The organism is Cohnella sp. LGH (assembly GCF_017671885.1).
GTDB classification, from domain to species: Bacteria; Bacillota; Bacilli; order Paenibacillales; family Paenibacillaceae; genus Cohnella; species Cohnella phaseoli.
This window is the reverse complement of sequence record NZ_CP072117.1, coordinates 8,453,571-8,478,596: the sequence shown is the minus strand read 5'-3', so window position 1 is coordinate 8,478,596 and position 25,026 is coordinate 8,453,571. Positions and strand designations below refer to the sequence as shown.

Below are 25,026 nucleotides of genomic sequence, written 5' to 3'. Positions count from 1 at the left end.
CTGTGCAACTATTTATTCTTTCTTCAACGCTGTGCTTAATCTTCGAATCCCTTCTTCTATTCTGCTTTCAGATAAATTCCCATACCCGATAATGATCCGGTGCCTTTGGACGTCTCGCCGGAAGGCATGAACGGCAACCGGATAGACTCTGACGCCGTTTTCTTCGATGACGGACAGGAGCTCCGGCGTAAATGAGATCCCGGCGAATTCGGCGATCAGATGGATGCCGGTGGAATGGCCGAGAATGCGCACAGCGTCCCCGAACGAATGGCGCAGCTGCCGAATGAGGAAGTCTCGGCGCTTGCGGTACAGCTTTTTCATCTTCGCGATGTGTCGGTCCAGATAGCCTTCTTCGATGAATTCGGCCAGGATAAGCTGCTCCAACGACGGCGTGTGGAGGTCGGTGAGCCATTTCAAACCCCGAGCGCGTTCGATAAGAGAAGCAGGGAGGACGATGTAGCCCATACGAAGCGCCGGGGACAAAATTTTACTGAACGTGCCAATGTAGACGACGCGCTCCGGATCGAGCCCTTGCAGAGAGCTGACGGGCGCGCTCTCGTAGCGAAATTCGCTGTCGTAATCGTCTTCGACGATGTAGCTTCCGGTTCTGGCCGCATACTGGATGAGCTGGACACGCCGCTGGATTGGCAGTAAGCCCCCGATCGGAAATTGGTGGGACGGCGTGACGTAAACGAGCTTGGGGTTGATGTCCGCAGGCAGGAGGTCGGTGATCATGCCCGAATCGTCGACAGGAATCGGATGAAGTTCCGTTCCGGGAAGCGTGAACATCGTATGGATCTCGGAGGTAATCGGATCTTCCACCAGAACATCCGATTTTCCGGTCAGCAGCAGCTTGGCAACCAATGAAATCGCCTGCGTGGCGCCGGTCGTCACCAGAAGCTGTTCCGGTTCGCAGACGACTCCCCTGGACCTGCGCAAGTATCGGGCGAGTACGCCGCGAAGCTCGTGCCGTCCCTCCGGTCGGCCGTAGCCGAACGCTTCGGGCGAAGCTTCCGTGCAGATCCGTTTGGCTAGATCTCCCCATAGCTTCTTCGGAAACAGATCGAGAGCGGGAATGCCGTGGCGAAAATCGACCAGATCCGGATTGACGAGACCGTCTCTTATAAGCGGCTGCGAATCGTGCGGGACAGATCGGGCGGCCGGAACGGACGGCTCGATAAGCGGCAGAAGGGTGCCCTCGGCGACGAACGTTCCCGAACCGCGGCGGCCTTCGATGTAGCCTTCGGCGAGCAACTGCTCGTAAGCCTCCACGATAACCGTCCGGGACACCTGCAGGCTGGATGCCAAATCACGCGTACTGGGAAGCTGATCTCCTCCTTGAAGCTCCCCGTGCAAGATCCTCTGGCGGAAGGCCTCGTAAATTTGTCTGAACAGGGGCGTCCCGGAAGTTCGATCGATCGCCGTCCACATCATTTCTCTTCTCCTTCGTGCAAAGTGGTATGGTCAAAAATGCGTTCAAGTGATCCTGTTACAGTCCACTTTAACACGGTACATTAGGACTGGGAAGTTGGAAAAAGAGAAGAAGGGGAGAAGGCGGGAATGAAGCATTTGCCGAGGGGAACCGTTGTCGGGACGAAGCGGGAGGATGCCGTCTGCGAAGCGGTCCGGTTAACATACAGAGGCTACGGGGTATCGTTGGCTTATATCGGAGAAGAAGCCAAAGGCTTGCGGGAGTGCGTCGAAACGAAGAACGAGCTGAGAAGACTCATCGATATGCTGGGAGTCGCCGGAAGGTCGACGACGCTCCTGCTGGAGCTTTCCCGGATCGGCATGGGCGTCGACGACGAGCTTGCCTTTCGGCAACTGGAAGATTTGATCCGGGAGGCGGCTTTGTACGGTATAACGATCATGATTAACGCGGAGGGGGTTGAACTTGCGGACAACCTTTTGGACGCTTACAAGAGAGCCGCCAGGCTTTATCCGAGCGTCGGCATTACGCTGCAGGCGGATTCCGGGCGTGCGGAGGCGGACTTGGCCAAGATTATGCCGTTCTCCGGCCGAACCCGTCTCGTGGAAGGAGGCCGGACGGACTCGGCCGCTTACCATCGGCTGGCACGCATGGCAATCGCCTCGGGCCGCCTCGTTTCGCTGGTTGCGCATGACGAGGCCGCCTATCGCGAAGCTCGGATTCTCGGCTTGCAGGCGGCCTTGAACGCGGAAATCGAACTGCCCCGAGGGATGCGTCCGGATCTGCTGAATGAAGCGAAGAGCGCCGGATACCGGCCAAGGATACAGGTCGCTTACGGGCTGCCGGGCTTGAATCGGTAGCCTGCTGCGTGTGCGAGATCGCTCACAGATTCGCAGCTTTCTTCGGTTGGTTCGGAGTAAGCTCAACCGACTCGCTTTTCCGAACCGGGGAAATTCTCCAATAAGCCAGACCAACGAATAAGATACCGCCAACCATATTGCCAAGCGTTACGGGAAACATATTATGCAACCAGCCGGCGGCAGTAACCGCCTCGGGATGCTGCGGCAAGATCAGCGCAACGCTGAGCAAGGTCATATTCGCCACGCTATGTTCATAGCCGCTGGCAATAAAGGCGAACAAGCACCACCAGATGGCGAACATTTTGGCTCCTTCGCTTTTCAGCTTTATGCTCATCCAGACGGCAAGACATACGAGCCAGTTACAAAGAATGCCGCGGAAAAACAATTCCGTAAACGGAGCGTTCATCTTTTTCGCTGCGGCCGTAAAGACTAGATGTTCCGCCGGCACGGCATTGAACAGTCCCGAGCCCTTTACAAGCAAGGCGAATACAACCGCTCCCGCCAAATTTCCGATAAATACAATAAGCCAGTTGATCCATGTCTCTTTCATAGTTGTTTTGCCTGCCAGCGTACTGATCGTAAAAACCATATTGTTCCCTGTAAACAATTCCGCTCCTGCGATAATGACCAGGGTCAAGGCAATCCCAAAGCTTGCCCCCATCACTAACGGCTGAAAGGGGGAACCGGATTGGGCCAGCGGCGCTCCCAAGGTGAAGATAAGTATAATTCCGAAACCGACATAGGCTCCCGCAAGCATGGTCGCAATGAAGTAACCCAGCTTCTCTCGCTTCATATAGTTTGCTTTAGCGACGCCTACCTCCACAATCGCTTCAACATTTTGCTTAAACATCGCTATCTCCCTCCCATGGGAAGACGAATTTTTATACCAGCACGTAAACCTTATCTTCTTCAACGAGAGTATCGTAGGTGGCCACACAGCCGTCGTCCGGCTCCTGGACTTTGCCGTCGATCAAGGACACTTTGTATTCGTGTAGCGGACAGAACACATATTCGCCGGCCACGATTCCTTCGGCAAGCGGCCCCTGCTTGTGCGGGCAAACTCCGCCAATCGCTTTGATTCGATCGTCGGATAAGCGAAATACGGCAATTTTAAGGCCATCTACCACTATTTCGCGACCAATGCGGGGCGGCAGTTCGGCGAAGTTGGCGACAAACACCTTTTGTTTGACTTGAGTTGTTCCCATCCTTATCCTCTCCCTACTGTATAAAGCTCTTGTTCTTTATGCTCATTGCTGCGAATTTCCGTCCACGGGTCTTTGCGTTTGCCGGCTACGGCCGCATCCAGCTCCGCCAGCAAAGCTTTGCTTTGCTCAGGGTCCAGCAGTACGGACTTGACATGCTCAAATCCAAGTCGCTCCAGCCATGGCGCAGTACGTTCGGCGTAATTGCCTGTCTTCCTGTAGTATTGCAGCATGGCGCCGCACAGATCGATAACCTCCTGCTCCGTCTCAACCGTAGTCAGCAGCGTGGCCTCCTTCACTTCCGTACCGCCGTTGCCGCCGATATAAATCTGGAAGCCGTTTTCTACGCCGATGACGCCAAAGTCCTTAACTCCGCTTTCCACGCAGCTGCGAGGGCAAGCCGATACGCCCATCTTGAATTTGTGCGGGGTATCGATGTACTCGTAACGCTCCTCCAGCTTAATGCCCAGCCCCATGGAGTCCTGCGTGCCAAAGCGGCAGAAGTTGGCGCCTACGCATGTTTTCACGGAACGAACGGCTTTGGCGTAGGCGGAAGCGGAGGTCATGTCCAACTCTTCCCACATAGCCGGTAAATCCTCTTTATTTACACCGTACAGGCCAATGCGCTGACTACCCGTTACTTTGACAAGAGGCACATTGTATTTTTCTGCCACCTGCGCAATTTTCAACAGCTGCTGCGGCGTCGTTTTGCCGCCTCTCATCCTAGGAATGACCGAGAAGCTGCCGTTCTTCTGGATATTGCCATGCATGCGTTCATTAACATAACGGGATTCTTTTTCATCCTGATGCTCATTAGGGAAGGTAACATTAAGATAGAAATTAATCGCCGGACGGCATTTCGAGCAGCCTTCGGCATTGCGGAAGCCCAGCTCGCGGAAGACGTCCTTCGATGTTTTCAGACCCTTCTCGTGAATTTGCAGGACAATGTCGTCCCTGGTCAGATCCGTACAGCCGCAAATGCCCGTCGGCGCAAGCGCAACCTTGTCGCCCAGGACGTGCGAGAGCAGCTCGCCGATCATCGGCTTGCATTTGCCGCAGGAGTTGCCCGCTTTCGTACAGCGAACAACGTCGGCCACAGATGTTAATTGCTGCGCGTGGATCGCATTGACGATGGTTCCCTTCGTGACGCCGTTGCAGCCGCATACGGTATCGGTATCGTCCCATTGCGCTACGCTTGCTCCGGCTTCTTCGTCGGCGGCCGCCAGCAGCGTTACGGGATTCAGGGCGGCAATATCGGTCCCGTTCCGCAGCATTTTATAGTAGCGATTTTCTTCGGACGTATCGCCGTACAGCACGATGCCGACAATGCGATTATCCCGAATAAACAGCTTCTTGTAGCTGTTGTTTAAGCCGTTATAAGCCTCAATGCCCTTTACGTCGTCGCTCTCCCGGATGATGCCCGCCGAGAACAGATCGCAGCCGGACACTTTTAACGAAGTGGACACCGTACTGCCTTTATAGCCGTCCGTTGGGCGGTGTGCGAGCAGGTCGGCCAGTACCTTCCCTTGCTCATACAGCGGAGCGACCAGGCCGTAGATCGTTTTATTATGCTGTGCGCATTCGCCTACCGCATACACGTCCGCCGCGCTTGTGGTCATGAAGTCGTCAACGACGATTCCTCGCTCGACATGCAGCCCCGCGTCCTTGGCCAGCCCGGTCACCGGCCGGATGCCGACCGCCATAATGACCAAATCCGCCTCTAGAGTGCTGCCGTCGCTGAATTCAAGGCCTTCCACTCTGCTCGTTCCCAGTATGCGGGTCGTTTTTTTCTCCATTAGAAAGCGAATGCCCTGTTTCTCCAAATCCTTCTTCAATAAATTTCCGGCTGGTTCGTTCAACTGCGTTTCCATTAGCCATTTTTCCAAGTGAACGACTGTGACCTCCATGCCTTGATCGACGAGGCCTTTAGCCGCTTCAAGCCCTAGCAAGCCGCCTCCGATCACTGCAGCCCGCTTATATTGCTTGGCTTGTTCGATCATTTGCAGCGTGTCGTCAATGGTGCGGAAGCCCAACACGCCCGCCAGCTCCGCGCCCTCGATGGGCAGAATAAAAGACCTGGACCCTGTGGCGATAATACATTTGTCATAATGGATACATTGGCCTTCGGCCGTAATGACTTGTTTAGTTTGCGGATCCAGACGGATCGCCGGATCGTGGTGGATAAGCGTAATGCCGTTATCCTCGTACCATTGCAGCGGATTCGTGACGATTTCATCCACCGTCATCTTCTTTTGCAGGACATTGGACAGCATAATGCGGTTGTAATTCGTATAGGGTTCTTCGCCGATAATCGTAATCTCGTATTGATGGGAGTTCCGCTCCAGTATTTCTTCAATCGTTCTCACGCCGGCCATGCCGTTGCCGATTAGAAGCAGTTTCTCTTTTGTCATAGGGCTCCTCCTGTTGTGAAAATTTTCACTTATATATTGTGAATGTTTTCACTTTCTATACGATCATCGTATCATGATTCAAGGATTTCGTGTATCAGGGAATTCCCTGAAAAATGTGTTATTAGTCCCGGGGATCTACGACCCTGCCCGGATGCGACTTGATAATGGTATAATATTCCCTACCAACATCGATCCGGGCGGGGTGGAACCATCATGAAAATCATATTGGTCGACGACGAGCCGCTAGCGCTATTCCGGCTTCGGCGGGCGCTTGAACGCGAGAGCGAAGAGGTGGACATCGCTGCGGAGTATACCGATCCGAACGAGGTCGCTGCAGGCGTGATGGAGCATCGTCCCGATGTGGTATTTCTGGACATTCATATGCCGGAGATAGACGGGCTAAAGCTGGGAAGGCAGCTACAGGCTACAGTTCCCGGCATTGAGATTGTATTTGTGACGGCTTACGACCGGTATGCCGTAAAAGCCTTCGAGCTGTATGCGCTGGATTACGTCATGAAGCCCGTGCAGGAGGACCGATTGCGCCAGACGTTGCTCAGAGTGGAAGAGAAGCTGCGGATTAAGAAAGCTAGGCCAATGCCGGATTTGGAGCGCAGTCGTCATGTTCATACGCAGGCAGGAGGATCGGGATTCGCGGTTGCTGCTGCTGACATGCGTCTGCATTCTGTTTAATCTGGCCTGGAGCATCGCGGATTCTTTCTCGGAAACGATGCATGTCTACTATCCGCTCGATCTTGCAGTAGCGGTCATCTTTTTCTCGGCATACTGGTTTCTGAGATATTTGCGCAATACCGATAAAATTAGCGACTTGTACGAGAAGCTGCAAATTTCGGATAAAATGAAGGATCGATTTCTGGCCAGCACCTCGCACGAACTGCGAACTCCTTTACACGGCATTATGAATATTACGGGCAGCATCTACGCCAGAGAAAAGCACAAGCTGGAGGAAACCAGCCTCAGGGAGATGGAACTGGTAGGCACGGTCAGCAGGCGGATGTCTCGTCTATTGGACGACCTGCTAGATATCGCCCGACTTCAGGAGCATCAGGTCGTTCTTCGACCCGAGCCGGTAAGCGTGCAGGCGATTGTGCCGGGCATTCTGGCGATGTTGAAGCATATGGCGGAAGGCAAGCCGATCCGCTTGGAGATGAGGATAGACGATTCTGCGCCTCCGGTATGGGCGGACGAGAAGAGGTTTGTGCAGATTTTGTACAATCTGCTGTACAACGCGCTCAAATATACGGAGCAAGGCAGCGTTCGGGTCTCCTTGGAGACTGGTGAAGGCTATGCCGAGATTCAGGTGTCCGACACCGGCGCCGGTATGGATGAGGAGACGAAAGCGCGTATTTTCATGCCGTACGTTCAAGGAGATTATGGCATTCGCGACGGCAGATGAATCGGACTTGGCCTAAGTATTTGCAAACAGCTGGTCGAGCTGCACGGAAGCGGGCTGCAGCTTGACTCTGTGCAGGGACAGGGCTCGACTTTTCGATTCAGGCTGCAGTTCGCCGATAAGCAAGTGGCTTCACCCCCTACTGATGAGGAGCTCTCGGAACGGGAGGTCGCCGCGTCGCAGCAGGCGATTGCCGTCATTCGCTATCCGGAAGACGAGAAGGAATACGGGACGATCGGAGATTCCTCGCTTCATCTGCTCTCGGACCGGGAGATTCGTATATTGGCCGTGGACGACGAACCGATCAACCTCAAGGTGCTCGAGGGCATCTTGTCGTCGGAGCCTTATATTCTGCAAACGGTTTGCTCCGGACAAGAGGCGTTGGAACTGCTGGAATCGGACAACTGGGATTTGCTGATCGCGGACGTCATGATGCCGGGAATGTCCGGGTATGAGCTGACGCAGAGAGTGAGGGAGCGGTATGCCGTATCGGAGCTTCCGGTGCTGCTGCTTACCGCGCGCAGCCTGCCGGCCGACATCTATACCGGTTTCCTGGCGGGCGCGAACGATTATATGACCAAGCCGGCGGATGCCGTGGAGTTGAGATATCGGATTCGGGCATTAATCTTACTGAAGCAATCGATTCAGGATCGCCTACGGATCGAAGCGGCCTATCTACAGGCACAGATTCATCCGCACTTTCTGTTTAATACGTTGAACTCGCTCATGGCGCTTAGCGAGATAGATACGGAAAGAATGAGAGCGTTGGGAGACGCTTTTACCTCTTTCCTGCGAATCAGCTTCGATTACTTGAACACGGGCGAGACGGTTGATCTGGAGCATGAGCTGCAATTGGTTGAAGCTTACCTCTATATCGAGCAGGAGCGGTTTGGGGAAAAACTGAAAGTGATCCGCGAAGTCGAGCCTAAGCTTCGGGTGGAATTGCCGCCTCTGTCCATCCAGCCGCTCGTAGAGAATGCCGTTAAGCACGGCTTGCTAAGTCGGGTGGAGGGAGGCGAGCTGCGGTTGCGGGTTATTCGCACGGATCGCGGCATTCTGGTCGAAGTTAAGGACAACGGCATCGGCATGGATCCGGATAGAGCCGCCCGTTTGCTCCATTCCGCGCAAAAGGAGAAGGCTGGAGGCGTTGGTCTGGCGAACACGCATCACAGATTAACGCGTCTATACGGGAAGGGGCTGTCGATCGACAGTCGGCTCGGCGAAGGAACGACAGTATCGTTTGTTGTCCCGGAAAAATAATCCGGCAGACGAATTGATGGACTGCTCGGCAAGGGGAGGAATTAAGCTCCCTTGTTGAGCGGTCTTTTTTGTCGCTATAGACTTTATAAGTTTGGACAACTCGAGTTCTTTCTTTCTGAGCTTTGTACGGAATTTCATCTAAAGTTGGCGTGTAACGAAATGGCTTAATCACAGGAGAGATCAGATCACCTTTCGCACGCGATACTTGTCCGTAGGCCGCCGTAAGGCGTGTTTCTAGTCACGGGGAGCTTGTAGAGTTTTTGTCTAGGTCGGGGTGATAGACTGAAAATAATCTGCGGAATAATGCCGTTCTTTGTCGTTTTTACGACTAAAAGAAGGCGGAAAAAGCGAAGGAGAGGATGAAATGAGGATGGCACGAAAACGAAACCTAACACGAAAACCAATCTTGTACAAGTCGGTGTTGTCCTTCTGTTTGGCGATCTTGCTGGCCTTGCAGACTGTGACTTTTACCGCTTCCGCGAATCAACTGGAAGAGCCCGAAATTACGGCTCCCGAGTCGTCGGTAACCGAGGCGGTGTATGGTGACCCGGAGGGGGTCCTTCCAATGATGCTGCGGGCGGGACCGGAGGATAAAACGACTATATTCATGGGAGCGAATTCAACTTTTCCGCTGGAAGTGAAGCAAAATAACGCTGTTGTTGACCCTGACGGCACAATCCAGGGTAGACAGCAATTTACGCTTAAGTCTGAAGGTCTCAAGGTGCCGGTGAATGGCGATGATCCTAATCCGACCAATGCTGATTACAGCCTGTACATTCAGCAGGGTGACTGGATCGAACTGCAGAGAACAGAACATTTCCAAGAAGTGGTGCTGCCAACGGCCACCAAGTCCTTAATGGCGCAGACGGAAACCGGCCCGAAAAGGCTGGGCACCGCCTATTTCACTCCAAGCAGCATCAAGGTTGTGTTTGACGGAGATGAAGGTTTCTTCAATGGTGTGGGACGAGCGGTTACGTTCAGCTTTGAAACCACCGCCAATTCGGACTTAACAGGTTTAAATTACGGCGAGTCCAAGCCGATCACGATTTTTGGTGGAGCTTACCAGCTCAAAAATCCGGACGTCACACCGGCATACAGCATCAGCTTGACAGGAAACAACTGGCCAAAGAATGGAAGCTGGACTTGGTGGTATCTGACTGTGCCAGCCTATCAAGACGGTTATTTGACTTTCCAGTCCACTCCATCCTCTTTTGATTTGTTTGATGCAACAATCAAACTTCCGCTAGACGGGATGACGTTCTATACGAAGCCTTCCGATTACCGTATGGTCTATGTACCTGGCTCCTTCAAGGTAAACGGTACTGCGGTAGAGCCAACCCTTGATGCAGACGGCAGTCTGAGCTACATCTTCCCTGAAGGAACAGGGCTGGACCCAAAAGTCGAGTATCAAGCATGGTTTCTTAAGGATTGGTATTACAAAGAGTATCGGGGCGTGGCATTAGATCCCGGTCGTAATGGAGGAGAGAATTTAAACCCAAGCGTACAACTGAGGGATGCGAGTGCGACTGCCAAAGCCAGTGCATCACGGGAAACGTGGGTTGCGCCAGACTGGATTCAAGCATCCGCCTCATACGACCATCCGAATGAAACCATTACATGGACAATCGTTGTGAACCAATATAACAAACCAGGGTTAAAGAACTTTGCCATCACCAATGTGCTGCCTGCAGGGCTGGAGTTTACCTCGGCCACATGGCAGACATGGGCGAACAACGTGCCATCTGCAGCACAACAGATTACTCCGGATGAAAACGGAGTTTATTCCTTCGGGAATATTGACGGTAAAGTTCAACTGATCATTAAGTCCAAAGTGAACAGCGGCTCCAGCTTCAGAATCGATCCTCGTGCCAACTGGGATTTGGATACACCAGATGGTATACAGAACAACGATGTAATAACCGGTACAAGACCCGCCGCAGTGACAGACGAGGCTATCGTTACAATCGGTGCACATACGTTCACAAAAGGCGCTTCTCTTTCAATGGAGGATTACAATCTTGGCGCTCTTACGTGGACGGTTAGCCTGACTCCGCAATATGCTTTGCCAGATGCGGTAGTATACGATGTTCTGGTGCATGGCGGAGATTTGAACGTCTTGAATAACGCTGTGGATACAACCGGCGAGGTTAGCGCAGAAACCATTGCAAAAATAAAATCGAATATAAATACAGCGCAACTGTGGAAGCAGTATCATCAAGGTACGCTCAAGAGTGCGAACGGCTTGACGTTGAAGGCTATCCCATTAACCGTAAATGGTGAAGTCGTAGCGGATTTGATTAAAGTGACGGGCTACACGACTGACAAGGCTGCATCCTTCAGCTTTCGTGGGCTTGAGACCAACCCGGCTATCCTCTTCAGGCAGGATTTTAACGCAGAGAAAACACGCTGGAATCGGGCATTGCTCTTTGACGGCGAAGCCGTAAAACGAGCGGAACACAGCGCCAACCTTCACCTGCGTATGCTGAACAAGGATATGCTCTTTGCGTCGAGGCCATTGAAGATAGATGGTACGCCTGAAAACGTGACTCCGAATAGCGTCGGCAGCTACATCTCCACCGATGACAACGAGGCGTGGACGATCTCGGCCTATGACCGGACAACCAAGACCGTTACCTTCCGCTTAGGGGTAAATATGCCGGGGTACAACACGGTCGAGATGGCGAAAGACGGCGGAAGTCGGGTCATCACCAATGTGAAGCTTGTGGATACCCTGCCGGCGGACTGGGAGTTTGTTCCGTTTTCCGAGGGGAAGGATTTTGAGCTGTGGAAAGGTTATTCAGACAATGGCGGCGGCACCGGCTATGGGGTTCGAAATGACGCCAAGGCAATCATCGAGCCGAACGCCCCTGCTCATGTGGTCAGCTTTTCCCATAGCGGGAACGTAGGCACCTTCACGTTCTCCAAGCTGGAAAGCCCCTATGTCATTCTGGTAAAAGCAAGACCTTCCAATGCGGCTCTGGAGAAGTATTTGGAGGAATACACCACTAACGGTACGAGCAAGCAGATGCTGTCTAACAAAGTCGACCTCCATATGACATGGGGCGGAGTGGAAAAGGTTCTCACCGAACAGCGCAAGGTCATTGTGCCTGTTCAGGCGCTGGGCAAATCGGTTTCAAAGCCGTTTCCAGGCGTACTGGAATGGACGGTGAACTATTATCCGCCATATAACATGGAGCAAGGCGTTTATTTGCAGGACACTCTTGGGGCGGGGATGAACCTGCGCAAGGATGAAAGCGGCAATCTCGTACTGTCGGCGCCTAGTATGGCGGTTTACCGTGCCAAGCTGACCGCGAGCGGCGCTTTGGAAAGAGACGGCGAAGCGCTGGATCTCGGCGGCCCGAATAGTGAAGTTCAGGTTGAAGCCGAACCGGGCGTGGGCGGCACGACAGTTCTAAAATTCACGATGACCGACCCGAATAAGTTCTACCAGTTTGTGTACCAGAGCGAAATTGACCCTTCCATAGCGAAGGCTGGCGACAAGATGGGCAACGAGGTCAAGCTGATGGGCGATGACAAGCTGAAATCGGTAAGCGCCAAAAGCGAAAGCACGCTGGACAGCTCGGACGTAGCCGGCAGCTCAGGCTCCAATGCCCTGCTGCCCTTGAAAAAGGTGGACCCGAGCGGCAATCCGCTGGAGGGTGTAGAGTTTACACTGTATAAGAAAGATGACGGAACGGAAATTACCAAAGGGAAAACCGGAAGTGACGGCAAACGCAATCTGTTGTTCCCGAATCCTGGCTTTTATGAGCTTAAGCAAACCTATATTGATACAACGACATGGTTGCCCACTACGAAAATTTATCAGGTGTATGTAGGAAATACGCCCGGCAAGCCTATCTGGGTTGACGGTGTGAAAGTAACCTCTGATAATCCGTTGGTCGTGCCCACACCGGCCCAAGGCAAGCTGACCATCAGCAATAAGGTGGAAGGCAACGGAAGCAGCACGACCAAGGATTTCGAATACACCGTTACTTTCGACGGCGAGGGTGAGGGCGGAGAGTACGTCTACAAGAAGTCAGACGATGCAATTAGCGTTAGCAAGATTATCAATGGATACAAGATCATACTCAAGCATGGGGAAGCTGTCGAGTTTCCGGCGCTACCTGCCGGTCTGACTTACACAGTAATCCAGACAAATTATACTCCTGACGGTTACACGACCGTTCCGGAAACGAGAAAGTATTCTGGCACAATCGAGAATATAGGCGTCCACAAGGCAGATTTCGTCAACAAACGATACCTTAACAATCTGACCGTCAGCAATACCGTCACGGGGGACGGCGCAGAATCGGACAAGCCGTTCAACTACACAGTAACGTTTGATGGCGCAGGTAAGGATCAAGTCTATGATTATGAGCACGTAGTCGGCACAACGGTTACGCCGGGCAAGATCAAATCCGGCGATTCCTTCAAGCTCAAGCATGGAGAGACCTTTAAAATTAAGGATCTTCCCGACAACTTGGAGTATACGATCACCCAGGATGGCTACAAGAACGACGGCTACGCGACCACCCCTGAGGCATTGTCTCATGAGGGAGTCATGGCGGGGGCTGATCGCAATGCGGACTTCGTCAATCATCGGACCGTCAACAAGTTGACGATCAGCAATACGGTCATGGGAAATGGCGGAGACAAGACGAAGGAGTTCGAGTATACCGTAACTTTTGCGGATAAAGGCAAAGACGGAAGCTACTCGTATGCGAAGAATGGCAGCACGGGCGCGAACAAGATCCAGTCCGGATACTCCTTCAAGCTCAAGGATGGAGAGACGCTGGATATTTTGGGTCTGCCTAAGGATTTGAAATACACCGTGACTCAGAAGAGCTATACAGATGAGGAGTATGTGACCACTCCCGCATTGTCATCTGAGGGAGTCATGAAAGGCACGGATGAGGAAGCTCCATTCACGAACACGCGAGTGGTGAAGGGCGACCTGCTCATCAGCAACAAGGTGAAAGGCAAAGATAACGACAAGACGAAGCCGTTCAAGTACACGATCATTTTCACAGGCGAGGGAGCGAACGGATCCTACGACTATGAGAAGTCGGACGGAAGCAAGGGTACAATCGAGAGTGGAGACACCTTCCAGCTTACAAATGCGCAGACGTTCGTTGTGCACGGACTTCCGACGAATCTTCAGTATAAGGTGACTCAGGAGGACTATACGACGGAGGGCTATGTGACGGATCCCGAAGGGCTCGTTCACACGGGCAGCATCCCGGAGAAGGAAGAAGCCCAAGCTCCTTTTGTTAATACCCGTCCGTATTTGGAAGGCGTGCTGCGTAACAACAACACAGGCGAAATCATTCCGAATGCGAAAATCATTGTGACGAATAAGAAGACCGGCGGAACCGAGGAGATTTGGACCAATGGGGATGGGGAATATTCCGTCCCTGCCAAAGCGGATACCGATTATACGATCACGTATACGAAGGTGTATCAGGTCGGCGGCAAGGATGTCGAGATTCCATTCACACAGAAGGCCAATGTGGACAGCGCAGTCACAGACGAGACCGTTCCGGCGGACATTACGGCAGTTGGGATCGTTCTGTTCAAGCAGCTGGACGGGACAACAGCGCTGTTCGACAATGAATTTTCTAGCCATATGTATATCTATTTAAGGGATGCCCAAGGGAACTACATCAAGGATGGCAATGGCAACCCCAAGGCGTTTCCGATGGGGCCGGACGGCACCTTCTCCGTAGAAGGGCTGAGCGAGCAGACGTACACGATGCAAGTTCGCTATCAAGCGGACAACGGCGAAGAAGTGCTCTTCAAGGTCGCACAGTTGAAAGTGAAGAAAGATGGAGAATTAAATATTTCGGAGGAATTAGTAGACCCTTACGGTACTGTGTACGACGAGACAACCGGAAATGCAATCACCGGCAAAAAGATTGAAAGAGCCAAGGTTACGCTGTATTATGCAGATACGCAACGGAATAGAGATAACGGGCGCACTCCGGGTACGGAAGTAACGCTTCCTCCGGTTCCGAATTTCCCGCCGCGCGATAACGAGAGCCCGGATCAGGAAAGCGACGCTAACGGCTTCTATGCATTCATGGTGTTTCCTGAAGCGGATTACTATCTTGTCGTAACGAAGGACGGATACGAGAAGCATACGAGCAAAACGATCGGTGTTGATTTCGATATCGTCAGATATGATGTGCCGATGAAGCCGATTAGAACCAACCCGGGTACCAGCAACCCGCCTGATAACAATACCAAGCCAGGCAATGATAACCCGCCTGGCGGCAACACCGTCCCAGACAACGGCAACCAGCCTGGCGGCGACAACAATGGAACCGACAATGGCAACCCACCTGGCGGCGGCAACAACGGAACCGACAACGGTAACCCGCCTGGCGGCAACAACGGAACCGACAACGGTAACCCGCCTGGCGGCAACAACGGATCTGGCAAGGGAATTGATGCCCGACCGCCTGAAGATGACGAGCTGGACAACGTTCCGAAAACAGGAGACAGCGGCGCATCTTCGACCTTCTACATGGCGCTGGCGCTGATGGCCCTGATCGGACTCCTAATCGCAATACCATTCAGAAAGAAAAAGATCAACTAATGCGGGGGCGGCGATAAGAGATGACAAAACCAAAAAAAATTCTTATCGCCTTTTCCGTCCTTCTGCTGGTCTTTGCTGTGGCAGGTCTTGCGAGGAATCTCATACGGGATTATCAGGCACAGAAACAGATCGACGAGTTGACGCAGCAGTTGGAAAAGGCAAGATCGGATACGGGTGGGGATGTTCAAACACCCCCGCTTTCTATCAAGCAGGCGAGCGAGCCGGTCATGCTTTCGGAATATCAGGAGCTTTACGAGCGAAACCCGGACATGATCGGTTGGCTAACCATTGATAACACCCGGATCGACTATCCGGTCATGCAAAACCCGCAAGACGAGGAGTACTATCTGGATCATGATTTCGATAAGAAAGATAACAAAAACGGACTTCCCTTCCTGGACGCCCAGAACCGGATAGACGAATCGGACATTCTACTGCTTCACGGCCATAACATGAAAAGCGGCCTGATGTTTGCGGATTTGCTGAATTACAAAAAAGAAAGCTACTATAAGGAGCATTCTACAATCCAGTTCAACACCCTTTACGAGAAAGCGGAATACGAGATTGTGGGCGTTATTCTCTCAGAGGTGTACCGCAAATCGGACGACGTTTTCAAGTACTATCAGGTTGAGAAGGCAGGAACACCCGACGAGTTCGATTCCTATGTTGAAAACATAAAAAAACTCGCGCTTTATGATACGGGTGTGACCGCCCAGTACGGCGATCGGCTTATTGTACTGTCTACCTGCGAATACTCTACCGAAAACGGTCGGCTAGCAGTGGTCGCCCGCAAGCGTTAAATCGGATAGCAAGACTGCTGAAAACAAGCGAACTGATCGACAAGTAACCCCATCGAATCAAGCTCCCAACAACCATTGACGACGATCCCAGTCGTCGATGGTTGTTTTTTATCGCTAGCTCCTCCCCGTACTTTCAACTTCGTATATATCCGTTACAAATTATAGATTTCTCTTATTTAGGCGAACCGGCTAGCTGGCTAAAATGAACTTATTCGATGGAGGGAATTGGACCGAAGAAAGGAAGTGCGTGCGCTATGGCAGTAAAATCGGAATCGGCTCCTAAGGCCGGCGGGGGCCGCAAGCTGAGCAAGCATGCGGAATCTGTGTGGGGATACGCGTTTATCTCGCCGTGGTTAATCGGATTTTTGGCGTTGGCCCTGTGGCCGATGCTTCAATCGCTGTACTACTCCTTAAACCACTATAATTTGCTGGAATCGCCCAAATGGGCGGGGATGGCGAACTATCGCGAAATTTTCATGGAAGATCAAACATTCGTGCAAGCTATTAAGGTCACTTTTACCTATGTGGTGCTGTCGGTTCCGCTTAAACTGATCTTCGCCCTGCTGGTGGCCATGCTCCTCTACAAGGCGATCCGCGGCATGACGCTGTTTCGCGCGATTTTCTACTTGCCGTCTCTGGTTGGGGGCAGCGTGGCGATCGCGGCGATCTGGCGGAATTTGTTCGGTATCGACGGCATCGTGAACAAGGCGCTCTCGTTGATCGGTATTCCCGCGACGGACTGGATCAATTTGCCGACCACCTCACTGTATACGCTCGTCATGCTGGCGGTGTGGCAGTTCGGTTCTTCAATGGTCATTTTCCTGGCGGGATTAAAGCAAATTCCGAAGGATCTGTACGAATCCGCCTCGGTGGACGGGGCGTCGAGGATACGAACCTTCTTTAGAATTACGCTGCCGATGCTGACTCCGATTATTTTGTTCAACCTTGTCATGCAGACGATCGGAAGCTTCCAGATGTTCACTCAAGCGTTCGTCGTCACGCAGGGCGGGCCGATCAACTCGACCCTGGTATACGCGCTCTACTTGTACCAGAAAGCTTTCGCCTATTTCGATATGGGCTATGCGAGCGCGTTGGCGTGGGTGCTGCTCATTCTGATCGCCCTGTCGACATGGATCATCTTTGGAAGCTCCCGGCGTTGGGTACATTATGAAAATTAATCCGAAAGGAGAGAACCTCCGATGACTTTGATCGCCAACAAGTACAAGCTCTTGTCCCGTTACGCGGTGCTGATCGCAGGCAGCTTCCTGATGATCTATCCGATCCTGTGGCTGGTCGGCAGCTCGCTCAAGACGAACGAGGAAATTCCGCTAGCGAACTTGATTCCGTCTACGCTGCGCTGGGCTAACTTTGCCGAGGGGTGGACGGCGATTTCCGGCTTCTCGTTCGGCCACTTTTTCTACAATTCGTTTTTTGTCGCGGGGCTGTCGGTCGTCGGAACGGTGCTCTCGAGCGCAGTCGTCGCGTTCGGCTTTGCCCGTCTCCACTTTCCGTTAAAAAGCTTATGGTTCGGCATCCTCATGCTGACGCTTATGCTTCCGACGCAAGTGACGCTGGTACCGCAATACGTTCTGTTCAAAAATCTGGATTGGGTCGGGACGACGCTGCCTCTGATCGTTCCGCACTTTCTGGCGGTCAGCCCGTTCTTCGTCTTCCTGGTCGTCCAATTCATTCGCGGCATCCCGAAGGATCTCGACGAATCGGCCAAGATCGACGGCTGCTCGATGCTCGGAATCGCGTTTCGAATCGTGCTCCCGCTGTGTATGCCTGCGCTCATCACGACGGCGCTGTTCAGCTTCATCTGGACATGGGACGATTTTCTCGGGCAAATGATTTATTTGACGGACACGGCCAAATATACGGTTCCACTGGCACTCCGGCTGTTTCTCGACAATTCCTCGGCCGTGACATGGGGGCCAATGTACGCCATGTCGGTACTGTCCGTCATTCCGAGCTTCGTTCTGTTCCTGGTGTCCCAGAAGTATTTCGTGGAAGGGATCGCGACGACGGGGATCAAAGGCTAATGACGCTTGTACAACCGGATATCGCGGCTTATGCTAAGGTTAATAACAACCTGGGCAGGTGAACCTCATGAGAAATCCTTTTAAAACCTTCTCTTTTTCCGTCACCTTTTTCACCTCGTTTCTGTTCATATCCGCCGTGCTCATCGCGCTGCTTGGCAGTACGGGCTACTATATTACAAACCAAGAGGTCGTTGACAAGACGATCTCTTCTCGTCGTTTGCTCCTGAACGAGATAAATAAGCAGATCGAGCTGCAGCTACAGACGGTGGAAAACGATTCCCTGGTCATCTCCAGCAACCCGGTCGTCATTCAATATTTGCAGAAGAGCGAATCTTCTTTTGAACGGATCGAGCAGAACGCCGAGGTCATTGATCTGCTCAGCCGACACAGCTATGTGAACGAAGCGGTTCACTCCGTGCAGCTCTATGCCGTCAATACGACGGTCAGCACGCACATCGGCGCCAACGGCGTGTTCGCTTACGATATTTTGAAGAATAGCCCCTCCTACGAAACGATTCGCAACGCCGATTCGGCGTGGTTCGGAGCCCGGCCCCTGGAGGTCGCAGGCTACCTGGTCGGGAAGGAAGGCGTCGTCAGCTTCATGCGCAAGGTGCTCTCGTCCAAGGGGGAGGAGATCGGCATTCTCTCCTTTAACCTGAAGCTGTCTTACTTCCGGCAGCTGATGTCGGGGGATACGGCGGACGGAGCCAGATATGTACTGGATACGAGCTTGCGGCTGATGGTGGACTCCGATCCCGAAGCGGAGCATGCCGTTCCTTATGACGAATTGGCCGACCGACTGCCTGGGATTATGGACGGGGCAGCGGAAGGAGCGAACTATGCCGTCGCCGAGCTTGGCGCCAAGCGGCTGCTCATCTGGAGCAAGCAGCAGCGTACCGGCTGGACCACGATGGACGTCATTCCATGGAACGAGATTACGCAGGGCAGTCGAAGAATTCAGCAGACGATCGGTCTCGCCGTCGCCCTATGCGTCGTTCTGGCCATTACGATGGCCTTCTTCCTCTCCAGACAGTTCGTTCGGCCGATCCGCCGTCTCATTCAGGCGATGAACCGGATGAAGCAGGGGCATCTCGACTTGAGGGTCGAGAACGATTACGAGAATGAGTTCGGCTACTTAAACAAAAACTTCAATCAAATGACCCAGAACCTGGCGCAATTGCTGGAGGAGGTCAATGAACAGAATCGGCGGAAAAGGGAAGCGGAGATGCGGGTGCTTCAAGAGCAGATCAACCCGCATTTTCTCTACAATACGCTGGACACGATGAACTGGCATGCGATCGAATCCGGCGCAGACGAGATCAGCCGGATGCTGTCGCTTCTCGGAAGAATGCTGAGGATCGGCCTGTCCAGCGGAGCCTCGTTCATTACGGTCGCCAAGGAGCTGGAGCATCTGCACTGCTACGCCGAGCTTCAGAAGATCCGTTACCGCAATCACGTCGGCTTCGAGTTCGATCTTCCGGAATCGCTGAACGATTATTACATGCCGAAGCTTACGCTCCAACCGTTCGTCGAGAACGCGCTCATTCACGGCTTCCATTCCGGAAGGCGGGGAACGATTCGCGTGACCGGCAGGGCGGAGGAAGGCAAGCTCATTTTTACGGTGGAGGACGACGGTCACGGAATGGACCCCGCCGCACTGCCGGCGGCTCGGGAGCATACCGGCTTTAGGAACGTAAGGGAGCGAATCGAGCTCTATTTCGGATTCGAATATGGAATCGATGTGGATAGCCGGCCGGGGGCGGGTACGAAGGTTGTCGTGAGCCTGCCGATGCTCGATCGGGAGCCGATTAATGTCGAGGGGAAATCTCGGGAAGGAGATGGGGGAGCGTGAAAATTCGAGCAGTCATTGTCGACGACGATATGACAACGCTATACGGGTTGCAGAGATCGGTTCCATGGGGAGAATTCGGTATCGAGCTAGTTGGCGTTGCGATGAACGGACAGGAAGGCTTGGATCTGATCGAGCTCCATCGTCCCGATCTGATTTTGACCGATGTTTACATGCCGGTGATGAACGGCATTCAGATGCTGGAGGCGATGCGGGCGAGGAAACATACGGCCGTGGCGATCATTCTGAGCGGCTACGAGGATTTCAAGGTGGCCCAGGCCGCGCTTAAGCTTCAGGTGTTCAATTATATGTCCAAGCCCGCGACATTGGGCGAGATCGGCGAAGTGCTGCGGGGGGCGGTGGAGCAAATCCGGAGCAAGCGCAGCAGCGAGCAAGAGGAGCGGGAACTGCGCGAGCTGCTGGACATTCACTTGCCCGAGACGCGGAAGCAGCTGTTCAAGGGGCTGCTGGAGCCGGGCTTTAGCGAGACCGCTTTTTTCACGAAGGTGTCCCGGCGGTTAAAGCTCGATTTCGCCCGCCAATATTTTGCCGTCATCATGCTCGAATATGCCGTCACCCGGGAGCGGGCCGATTACAAGGCGAGCGACCTGCCCAAATTCACGTACGGTGTCAAAAATATCGTCGAAGAGATGAATCGGACGAGACCCGGCGTTCAACTGGCGGATATGCAGTCTCGGGTTATCGTTTTGCTCGTGTCCGTACCTGCGGAGGTCCGCAAGGAGTTCGTCCTGTCTCGCGTGAAACAGACGGCTCGGGAGTATGCCGACAATATCCGAAGCTTCTTGAAGCTCCAGGTGTGGGCAGCGGTCGGCAAGCCTGTGGACTCCGTGCAGCAAATCCCAGTCTCCTACCGGGAGGCCGGCCTCCTTCTGGCGGACAAAGATGCGATGGGCGATGCCTGGCTGCTCAGTGAAGACGAGCTGCAGGGCAGAGGGAACAGGGCAATGCGCCGTCCGCTGGATCATTATCAGAAGATCGTCGAAGCCGTCGTGCAGGGGCAAGTCGAGTGGGTCCCCGAACGTATTCGGGAGTTGACGGAACTGCTGCTGGAGCAGGGGGCGCCCGGGATCGGAACGCTGCGCGACATGGCCATCGATCTGATGGGCATGCTTGCGATCTCCCTCTACGAAAGCGGAGTTCAGATGGAGACGATCCATCCGGGCTTGTATGTGTACAAGGACATCGAGCGGATGACAAGCCTTCGGGATTTCGAAGCATGGCTGACGGAGATGACGGTGCCGGTCGCCGAGGTCATGAGCAGCCGGGGAACGCACAAGCACCGGAAAACGGTCGATTTTATCAAGCGCTACGTGCAGCAGCATTATGCCGAGGATTTGACGCTTGATGTCATTGCCGACAAGGTGTATTTGACCCGCAACTACTTGAGTCAGATTTTCAAGCAGGTTACGGGAGACAATTACAACCAATACTTGACCCAAGTTCGTATGGAAAAGGCGAAGGAGCTTATGGCATCCGGCAAATACAAGCTGTATGAAGTCGCGCTTCTGGTAGGCTACAAGAACAATGCTTACTTCAGCCAGCAGTTCAAACGCTATTGGGGCTGCAATCCGTCCGAGTTCGGATAGGAGCGGGGGCATTCTCTCATACTTCATATATTTGCGGTACATTTTATAGATTTCTATTATTTTTATCGAAAACGGGATTCCTATAATGAGAGGTAGAGCCAGTCATTCAAACTTAAGGGGTGTTTCGCGAATGATGAATAGAAGGACCAAGCTGTCCAGATGGTGTTCCCTTGCTCTGCCGATGGCCCTCATTACAGGATTGATCGCCGGGTGCGGATCGGGAGGCAATACAGAAGTATCGCCTTCGAGTTCGGCCGTCGCGTCGGCAGGCGCAAGCGGCGCGGGGGCGGAAGTCTCGAGCGGAGACAAGGTGGAGCTTCGCTTCTCCTGGTGGGGAAGCCAAGGACGGCATGATCGGACGATGAAAGCGATCGAGAAGTTCGAGGAGCTGCACCCGAATATTAAGGTTAAGCCGGAGTACTCGTCTTGGGACGGCTACTGGGAGAAGCTGTCCACGCAGGTGGCGGCAAACAACGAGCCGGACGTTATGCAGATGAGCGTTTTGTATATTAAGGAATACTCCGAACGCGGCATTCTCGCCGATCTGAATCCGTTTGCCGGCAAGGAGCTGGGCGTAGCCGACCTGAATGCCGATATTTTGGCGAATCAAGGCACGGTAGGGGGCAAGCTGGCCGGCATTCCGATGGCGGACAACGCTTCCGTTCTGTTGATCAACAAAGGGATCTTCCAGCAGGCGGGAGTAGAGCTGCCTAAGCTGGACTCGACCTGGGAAGAAATTTTCGAATCCGCTCGAAAGTTGAAGGCGAAGCTCGGCGGCAACGTGTACGGCGTGTTCGATTCGGCTCCATCGCTGGAAGCGTTTATGTACTACCTGTTCTCGGAAGGCGACAAGCTGTACGACGGCAACAAGCTCGGCTATCAGGACGACAACTTGAAGAAGTGGCTGCAAATGTGGGAGGACGCCCGCAAGGAAGGTCTCGCCCCTCCGGCCAACCTGACGGCTTCGTTCCTGCCGCTCAGCAACGCTGACCCGAATAAGGACGCCCTGCTGAAAGGCAGCGTAGCCATTATGGGACCGACCTGGATCGCGACTCTGCCTGCTTACGAGAACATCATGAAGGACAACGTCGATATGATCTCCTATCCTCGCGGCCAGAAGACGGGCAGCGTGCTGCAAACCTCGATGTTCCTGTCGGCCTCGGCCAGATCCAAGCATCCGAAGGAAGCGGCGATGCTGATCGACTTCCTGGTGAATACCGAGGAAGCGGCCGATCTTCTCGAGACGGAGCGCGGCCTTCCGGAGAACAAGAAAGTTCGCGAGTATTTAAGTCCGAAGTTTACGGACCGCGATAAGAAAATGATCGCCATGCTGGAGCACGTCTCGGGCATCGAACCGGCTTGGTACGATCCGGGTCCGAAGGGCGCCGGGGAAGTGACGAAGCTGTTCGAGCAGATCGTGCAGAAGCAGCAGTTCGGCCAAGCGACCATTGACCAGGCGGTTGCGGAATTCCGCAGCCAAGCGGACAAAGTGTTCGAGAAAAACAATTAGGAGCCGCGGAATGAACGCCAAAACGTATGCAATTATCGGTTGTCAGCACGGGCATATTGAAATATTTATTCAGGAGATGCGGGAGCTCGGTTTCGCTTGTATCGGCCTGTACGAGCGGGATAACCGCAAGCTTGCCGAGGCGATTGCGGGTAAATACGGCATTCCGCTTGTCGAAGACTGCGAACGGCTGCTCGGCGACGAGGTCGGTATCGTCGGCTGCGCGTCGATCAACAGCGAGAAGATCGATGTGATCGAGCTGTGCGAGCGCCACGGTAAATCCGTCATGGTGGACAAGCCGGCGGTCGTCGACGAAGCGGGGCTGGAGCGGCTGAAGCGGGTCGTGGAGCGAGGCCGGATTCAAGTCGGCATGCTGCTGACCGAAAGGTTTCGCCCGTCGATCCATACGGTCAAGAAGCATATCGATGAAGGCAGGCTGGGCGACATTGTCGGAATCGGCACGCGCAAGCCGCATCGGTTAAATGCCTCTTCCCGTCCGGATTGGTTCTTCGTCAAGGAACAGTGCGGAGGGATCCTGATCGATCTGCTCGTTCACGATTTCGACCTGCTGAGGTGGCTCACCGGCAAGGAAATTAAGCGGATAGACGGCGTCGTGGACAAAAATATGCTGCCGCAGCATCCGACCTTCTACAATACGGTCAATTTGCAGGTCGTCATGGAGGATGGAGCGGTCATGCAGTTGTACGCCGACTGGCATACGCCGGAGAAAAACTGGACTTGGGGAGACGGCCGGATTTTCGTAACGGGAACGAAGGGCTTTGCGGAACTGCGGCTGGAAGGAGATCCGCTGCTGGGGAAGGAAGCGCTGCTGCTGGAAGTGACGGACCAAGCCGAATGGGCCAAGGTCCCGTCGGAAGCGCCTCCCTGGACGATCTCCGAGGATTTCGTCCGCAGGATCGACGGCTATTCCTCGATTCTGACGCACGAGTGCATTCTCAAAGCGAGCGAGGCCGCGATTGTCGCCGACAGCCGGGCTGTCTATACGACGAGCGAGATGAAGGGAGTTTAACGGATGAGCGCAGGAAATCGGGTCCGGTTCGCAATCATTGGCTGCGGCGTCATCGCGGAAGTGCATGCCGAAGGTATCGCCAAGGTCGACGAGGCGGAGCTGGTCGCGGTATGCGATGCCAACCCCGAGAAGGGCCGGGCATTCGCGGACAAATACGGCGCGACTTTCTATGAACGGCTTGAGGATTTGCTCGCCGCGCCCGAGGTCGAAGTCGTCAACGTCTGTACGCCGAGCGGGCTGCATGCCGAACAAGCCGTTATGGCTGCGCGAGCGGGCAAGCATGTGATATGCGAGAAGCCGATGGCGATCCGGCTGGAGGACGCGCGCTTGATCATTGAGGAATGCCGCAAGGCGGGAGTGAAGCTGGCGACGGTGTTCCCGCGGCGGATGGCGCCTTCGGCCCGATTCCTCAAGTCGTTTCTGGACGGAGGCGGCCTCGGCCGACTTACGCTGTGCGACGCCTTCGTCAAGATCTACCGAAGCCAGCAATATTATGATAGCGCCGGCTGGCGCGGCACTTGGGCGATGGACGGCGGCGGGGCGATGATGAACCAGGGGATTCACACGGTCGATCTGCTCCAATGGCTGGTCGGTCCGGTCGAATCGGTGTATGGCCGGGCGAGCGCGCTTCAGCGCAAGATCGAAGTGGAGGATACGGCATTGGCTCTGCTGCAGTATCGCTGCGGGGCGATGGGCGTGCTGAATATGACGACGACCGTCTACCCGGATCAGGGGCAACGGCTTGAGATTCACGGGGAGAAAGGAACGGTCATCTACCGCGAGGATAGCATCGAGCTGTTGGAGGTTCAGGGAGAGAAGGTTGAGCTGCCGACATTCGAGTCATTCAACGTGCTCCCAGACGGGCATCGCATCCAGATCCGCGATATGGCGTTGGCGGTGCGGGAAGACCGGTACCCCGTCGTCACAGGCGAAGAAGGCATTCACTCATTGGCTATTATTCTGGGTACGTACGAATCTTCGCGACAACGCGCCGAGGTGAAGCTCGGCTAAGAGAAGGAG

General features: G+C 53.9%; 16 protein-coding genes and 1 pseudogene. 13 read left to right on the top strand and 4 right to left on the bottom strand.

The window, feature by feature from the left end; genetic code table 11:
• Nucleotides 1–12: 12 nt before the first annotated feature.
• The gene (locus J4772_RS34960) at nt 13–1,434 is read right to left on the bottom strand and encodes a MocR-like pyridoxine biosynthesis transcription factor PdxR (RefSeq protein WP_209073402.1); all 1,422 of its coding nucleotides are present in this window, start codon (nt 1,432–1,434) and stop codon (nt 13–15) included.
• Between the two features lie 126 nt (nt 1,435–1,560).
• On the opposite strand from J4772_RS34960, the gene J4772_RS34955 reads away from it, so the two are divergent.
• Entirely contained in the window at nt 1,561–2,289 is a 729-nt protein-coding gene (locus J4772_RS34955; protein ID WP_209073401.1) for a proline dehydrogenase family protein, read from the top strand.
• Nucleotides 2,290–2,311: 22 nt separating this feature from the next.
• Here J4772_RS34955 and J4772_RS34950 read toward each other — a convergent pair whose 3' ends face one another.
• The 3 genes from J4772_RS34950 to nirB are packed head-to-tail and all read right to left on the bottom strand — an operon-like array spanning nt 2,312 to nt 5,902.
• Entirely contained in the window at nt 2,312–3,139 is an 828-nt protein-coding gene (locus tag J4772_RS34950; protein WP_209073400.1) for a formate/nitrite transporter family protein, read from the bottom strand.
• Between the two features lie 31 nt (nt 3,140–3,170).
• The gene (gene nirD / locus J4772_RS34945; RefSeq protein WP_209073399.1) at nt 3,171–3,494 is read right to left on the bottom strand and encodes a nitrite reductase small subunit NirD; all 324 of its coding nucleotides are present in this window, start codon (nt 3,492–3,494) and stop codon (nt 3,171–3,173) included.
• A 2-nt stretch (nt 3,495–3,496) separates the two neighbouring features.
• Nucleotides 3,497–5,902, bottom strand: a complete 2,406-nt coding sequence (gene nirB, locus J4772_RS34940) for a nitrite reductase large subunit NirB (RefSeq protein WP_209073398.1) — start codon at nt 5,900–5,902, stop codon at nt 3,497–3,499.
• 213 nt (nt 5,903–6,115) lie between these two features.
• On the opposite strand from nirB, the gene J4772_RS34935 reads away from it, so the two are divergent.
• The 12 genes and pseudogenes from J4772_RS34935 to J4772_RS34885 all read left to right on the top strand — a co-directional run bounded on the left by J4772_RS34935 (nt 6,116) and on the right by J4772_RS34885 (nt 25,017).
• Nucleotides 6,116–6,592, top strand: a complete 477-nt coding sequence (locus J4772_RS34935; protein WP_209073397.1) for a LytR/AlgR family response regulator transcription factor — start codon at nt 6,116–6,118, stop codon at nt 6,590–6,592.
• Nucleotides 6,522–7,415: pseudogene (locus J4772_RS37265) on the top strand (sensor histidine kinase); the annotation flags it as partial. The gene J4772_RS34935 and the pseudogene J4772_RS37265, both read left to right, overlap by 71 nt.
• 24 nt (nt 7,416–7,439) lie before the next feature.
• Complete coding sequence (locus J4772_RS37260; RefSeq protein WP_371822926.1) at nt 7,440–8,573, top strand: response regulator; 1,134 nt, start codon at nt 7,440–7,442, stop codon at nt 8,571–8,573.
• Between the two features lie 370 nt (nt 8,574–8,943).
• Complete coding sequence (locus tag J4772_RS34925; protein WP_209073396.1) at nt 8,944–15,171, top strand: DUF7601 domain-containing protein; 6,228 nt, start codon at nt 8,944–8,946, stop codon at nt 15,169–15,171.
• Between the two features lie 20 nt (nt 15,172–15,191).
• Nucleotides 15,192–15,971, top strand: a complete 780-nt coding sequence (gene srtB, locus J4772_RS34920) for a class B sortase (protein WP_209073395.1) — start codon at nt 15,192–15,194, stop codon at nt 15,969–15,971.
• A gap of 254 nt (nt 15,972–16,225) precedes the next feature.
• Nucleotides 16,226–17,149, top strand: a complete 924-nt coding sequence (locus J4772_RS34915; RefSeq protein ID WP_209073394.1) for a carbohydrate ABC transporter permease — start codon at nt 16,226–16,228, stop codon at nt 17,147–17,149.
• 21 nt (nt 17,150–17,170) lie between these two features.
• Nucleotides 17,171–18,013, top strand: coding sequence for a carbohydrate ABC transporter permease (locus J4772_RS34910; RefSeq protein WP_116063910.1), 843 nt, complete (start codon nt 17,171–17,173; stop codon nt 18,011–18,013).
• Between the two features lie 67 nt (nt 18,014–18,080).
• Entirely contained in the window at nt 18,081–19,865 is a 1,785-nt protein-coding gene (locus J4772_RS34905) for a cache domain-containing sensor histidine kinase (RefSeq protein WP_209073393.1), read from the top strand.
• A complete protein-coding gene (locus tag J4772_RS34900) occupies nt 19,862–21,469 on the top strand; it encodes a response regulator (protein ID WP_209073392.1) in 1,608 nt (535 codons plus the stop codon). Before J4772_RS34905 ends, J4772_RS34900 begins: the two co-directional genes overlap by 4 nt.
• Nucleotides 21,470–21,599: 130 nt before the next feature.
• Nucleotides 21,600–22,979, top strand: a complete 1,380-nt coding sequence (locus J4772_RS34895; protein ID WP_209073391.1) for an ABC transporter substrate-binding protein — start codon at nt 21,600–21,602, stop codon at nt 22,977–22,979.
• Between the two features lie 10 nt (nt 22,980–22,989).
• Nucleotides 22,990–24,006: a Gfo/Idh/MocA family protein gene (locus tag J4772_RS34890; RefSeq protein WP_209073390.1), complete on the top strand. Its 1,017-nt coding sequence runs from the start codon at nt 22,990–22,992 to the stop codon at nt 24,004–24,006.
• Nucleotides 24,007–24,009: 3 nt separating this feature from the next.
• The gene (locus J4772_RS34885) at nt 24,010–25,017 is read left to right on the top strand and encodes a Gfo/Idh/MocA family protein (RefSeq protein ID WP_209073389.1); all 1,008 of its coding nucleotides are present in this window, start codon (nt 24,010–24,012) and stop codon (nt 25,015–25,017) included.
• Nucleotides 25,018–25,026: the final 9 nt, after the last annotated feature.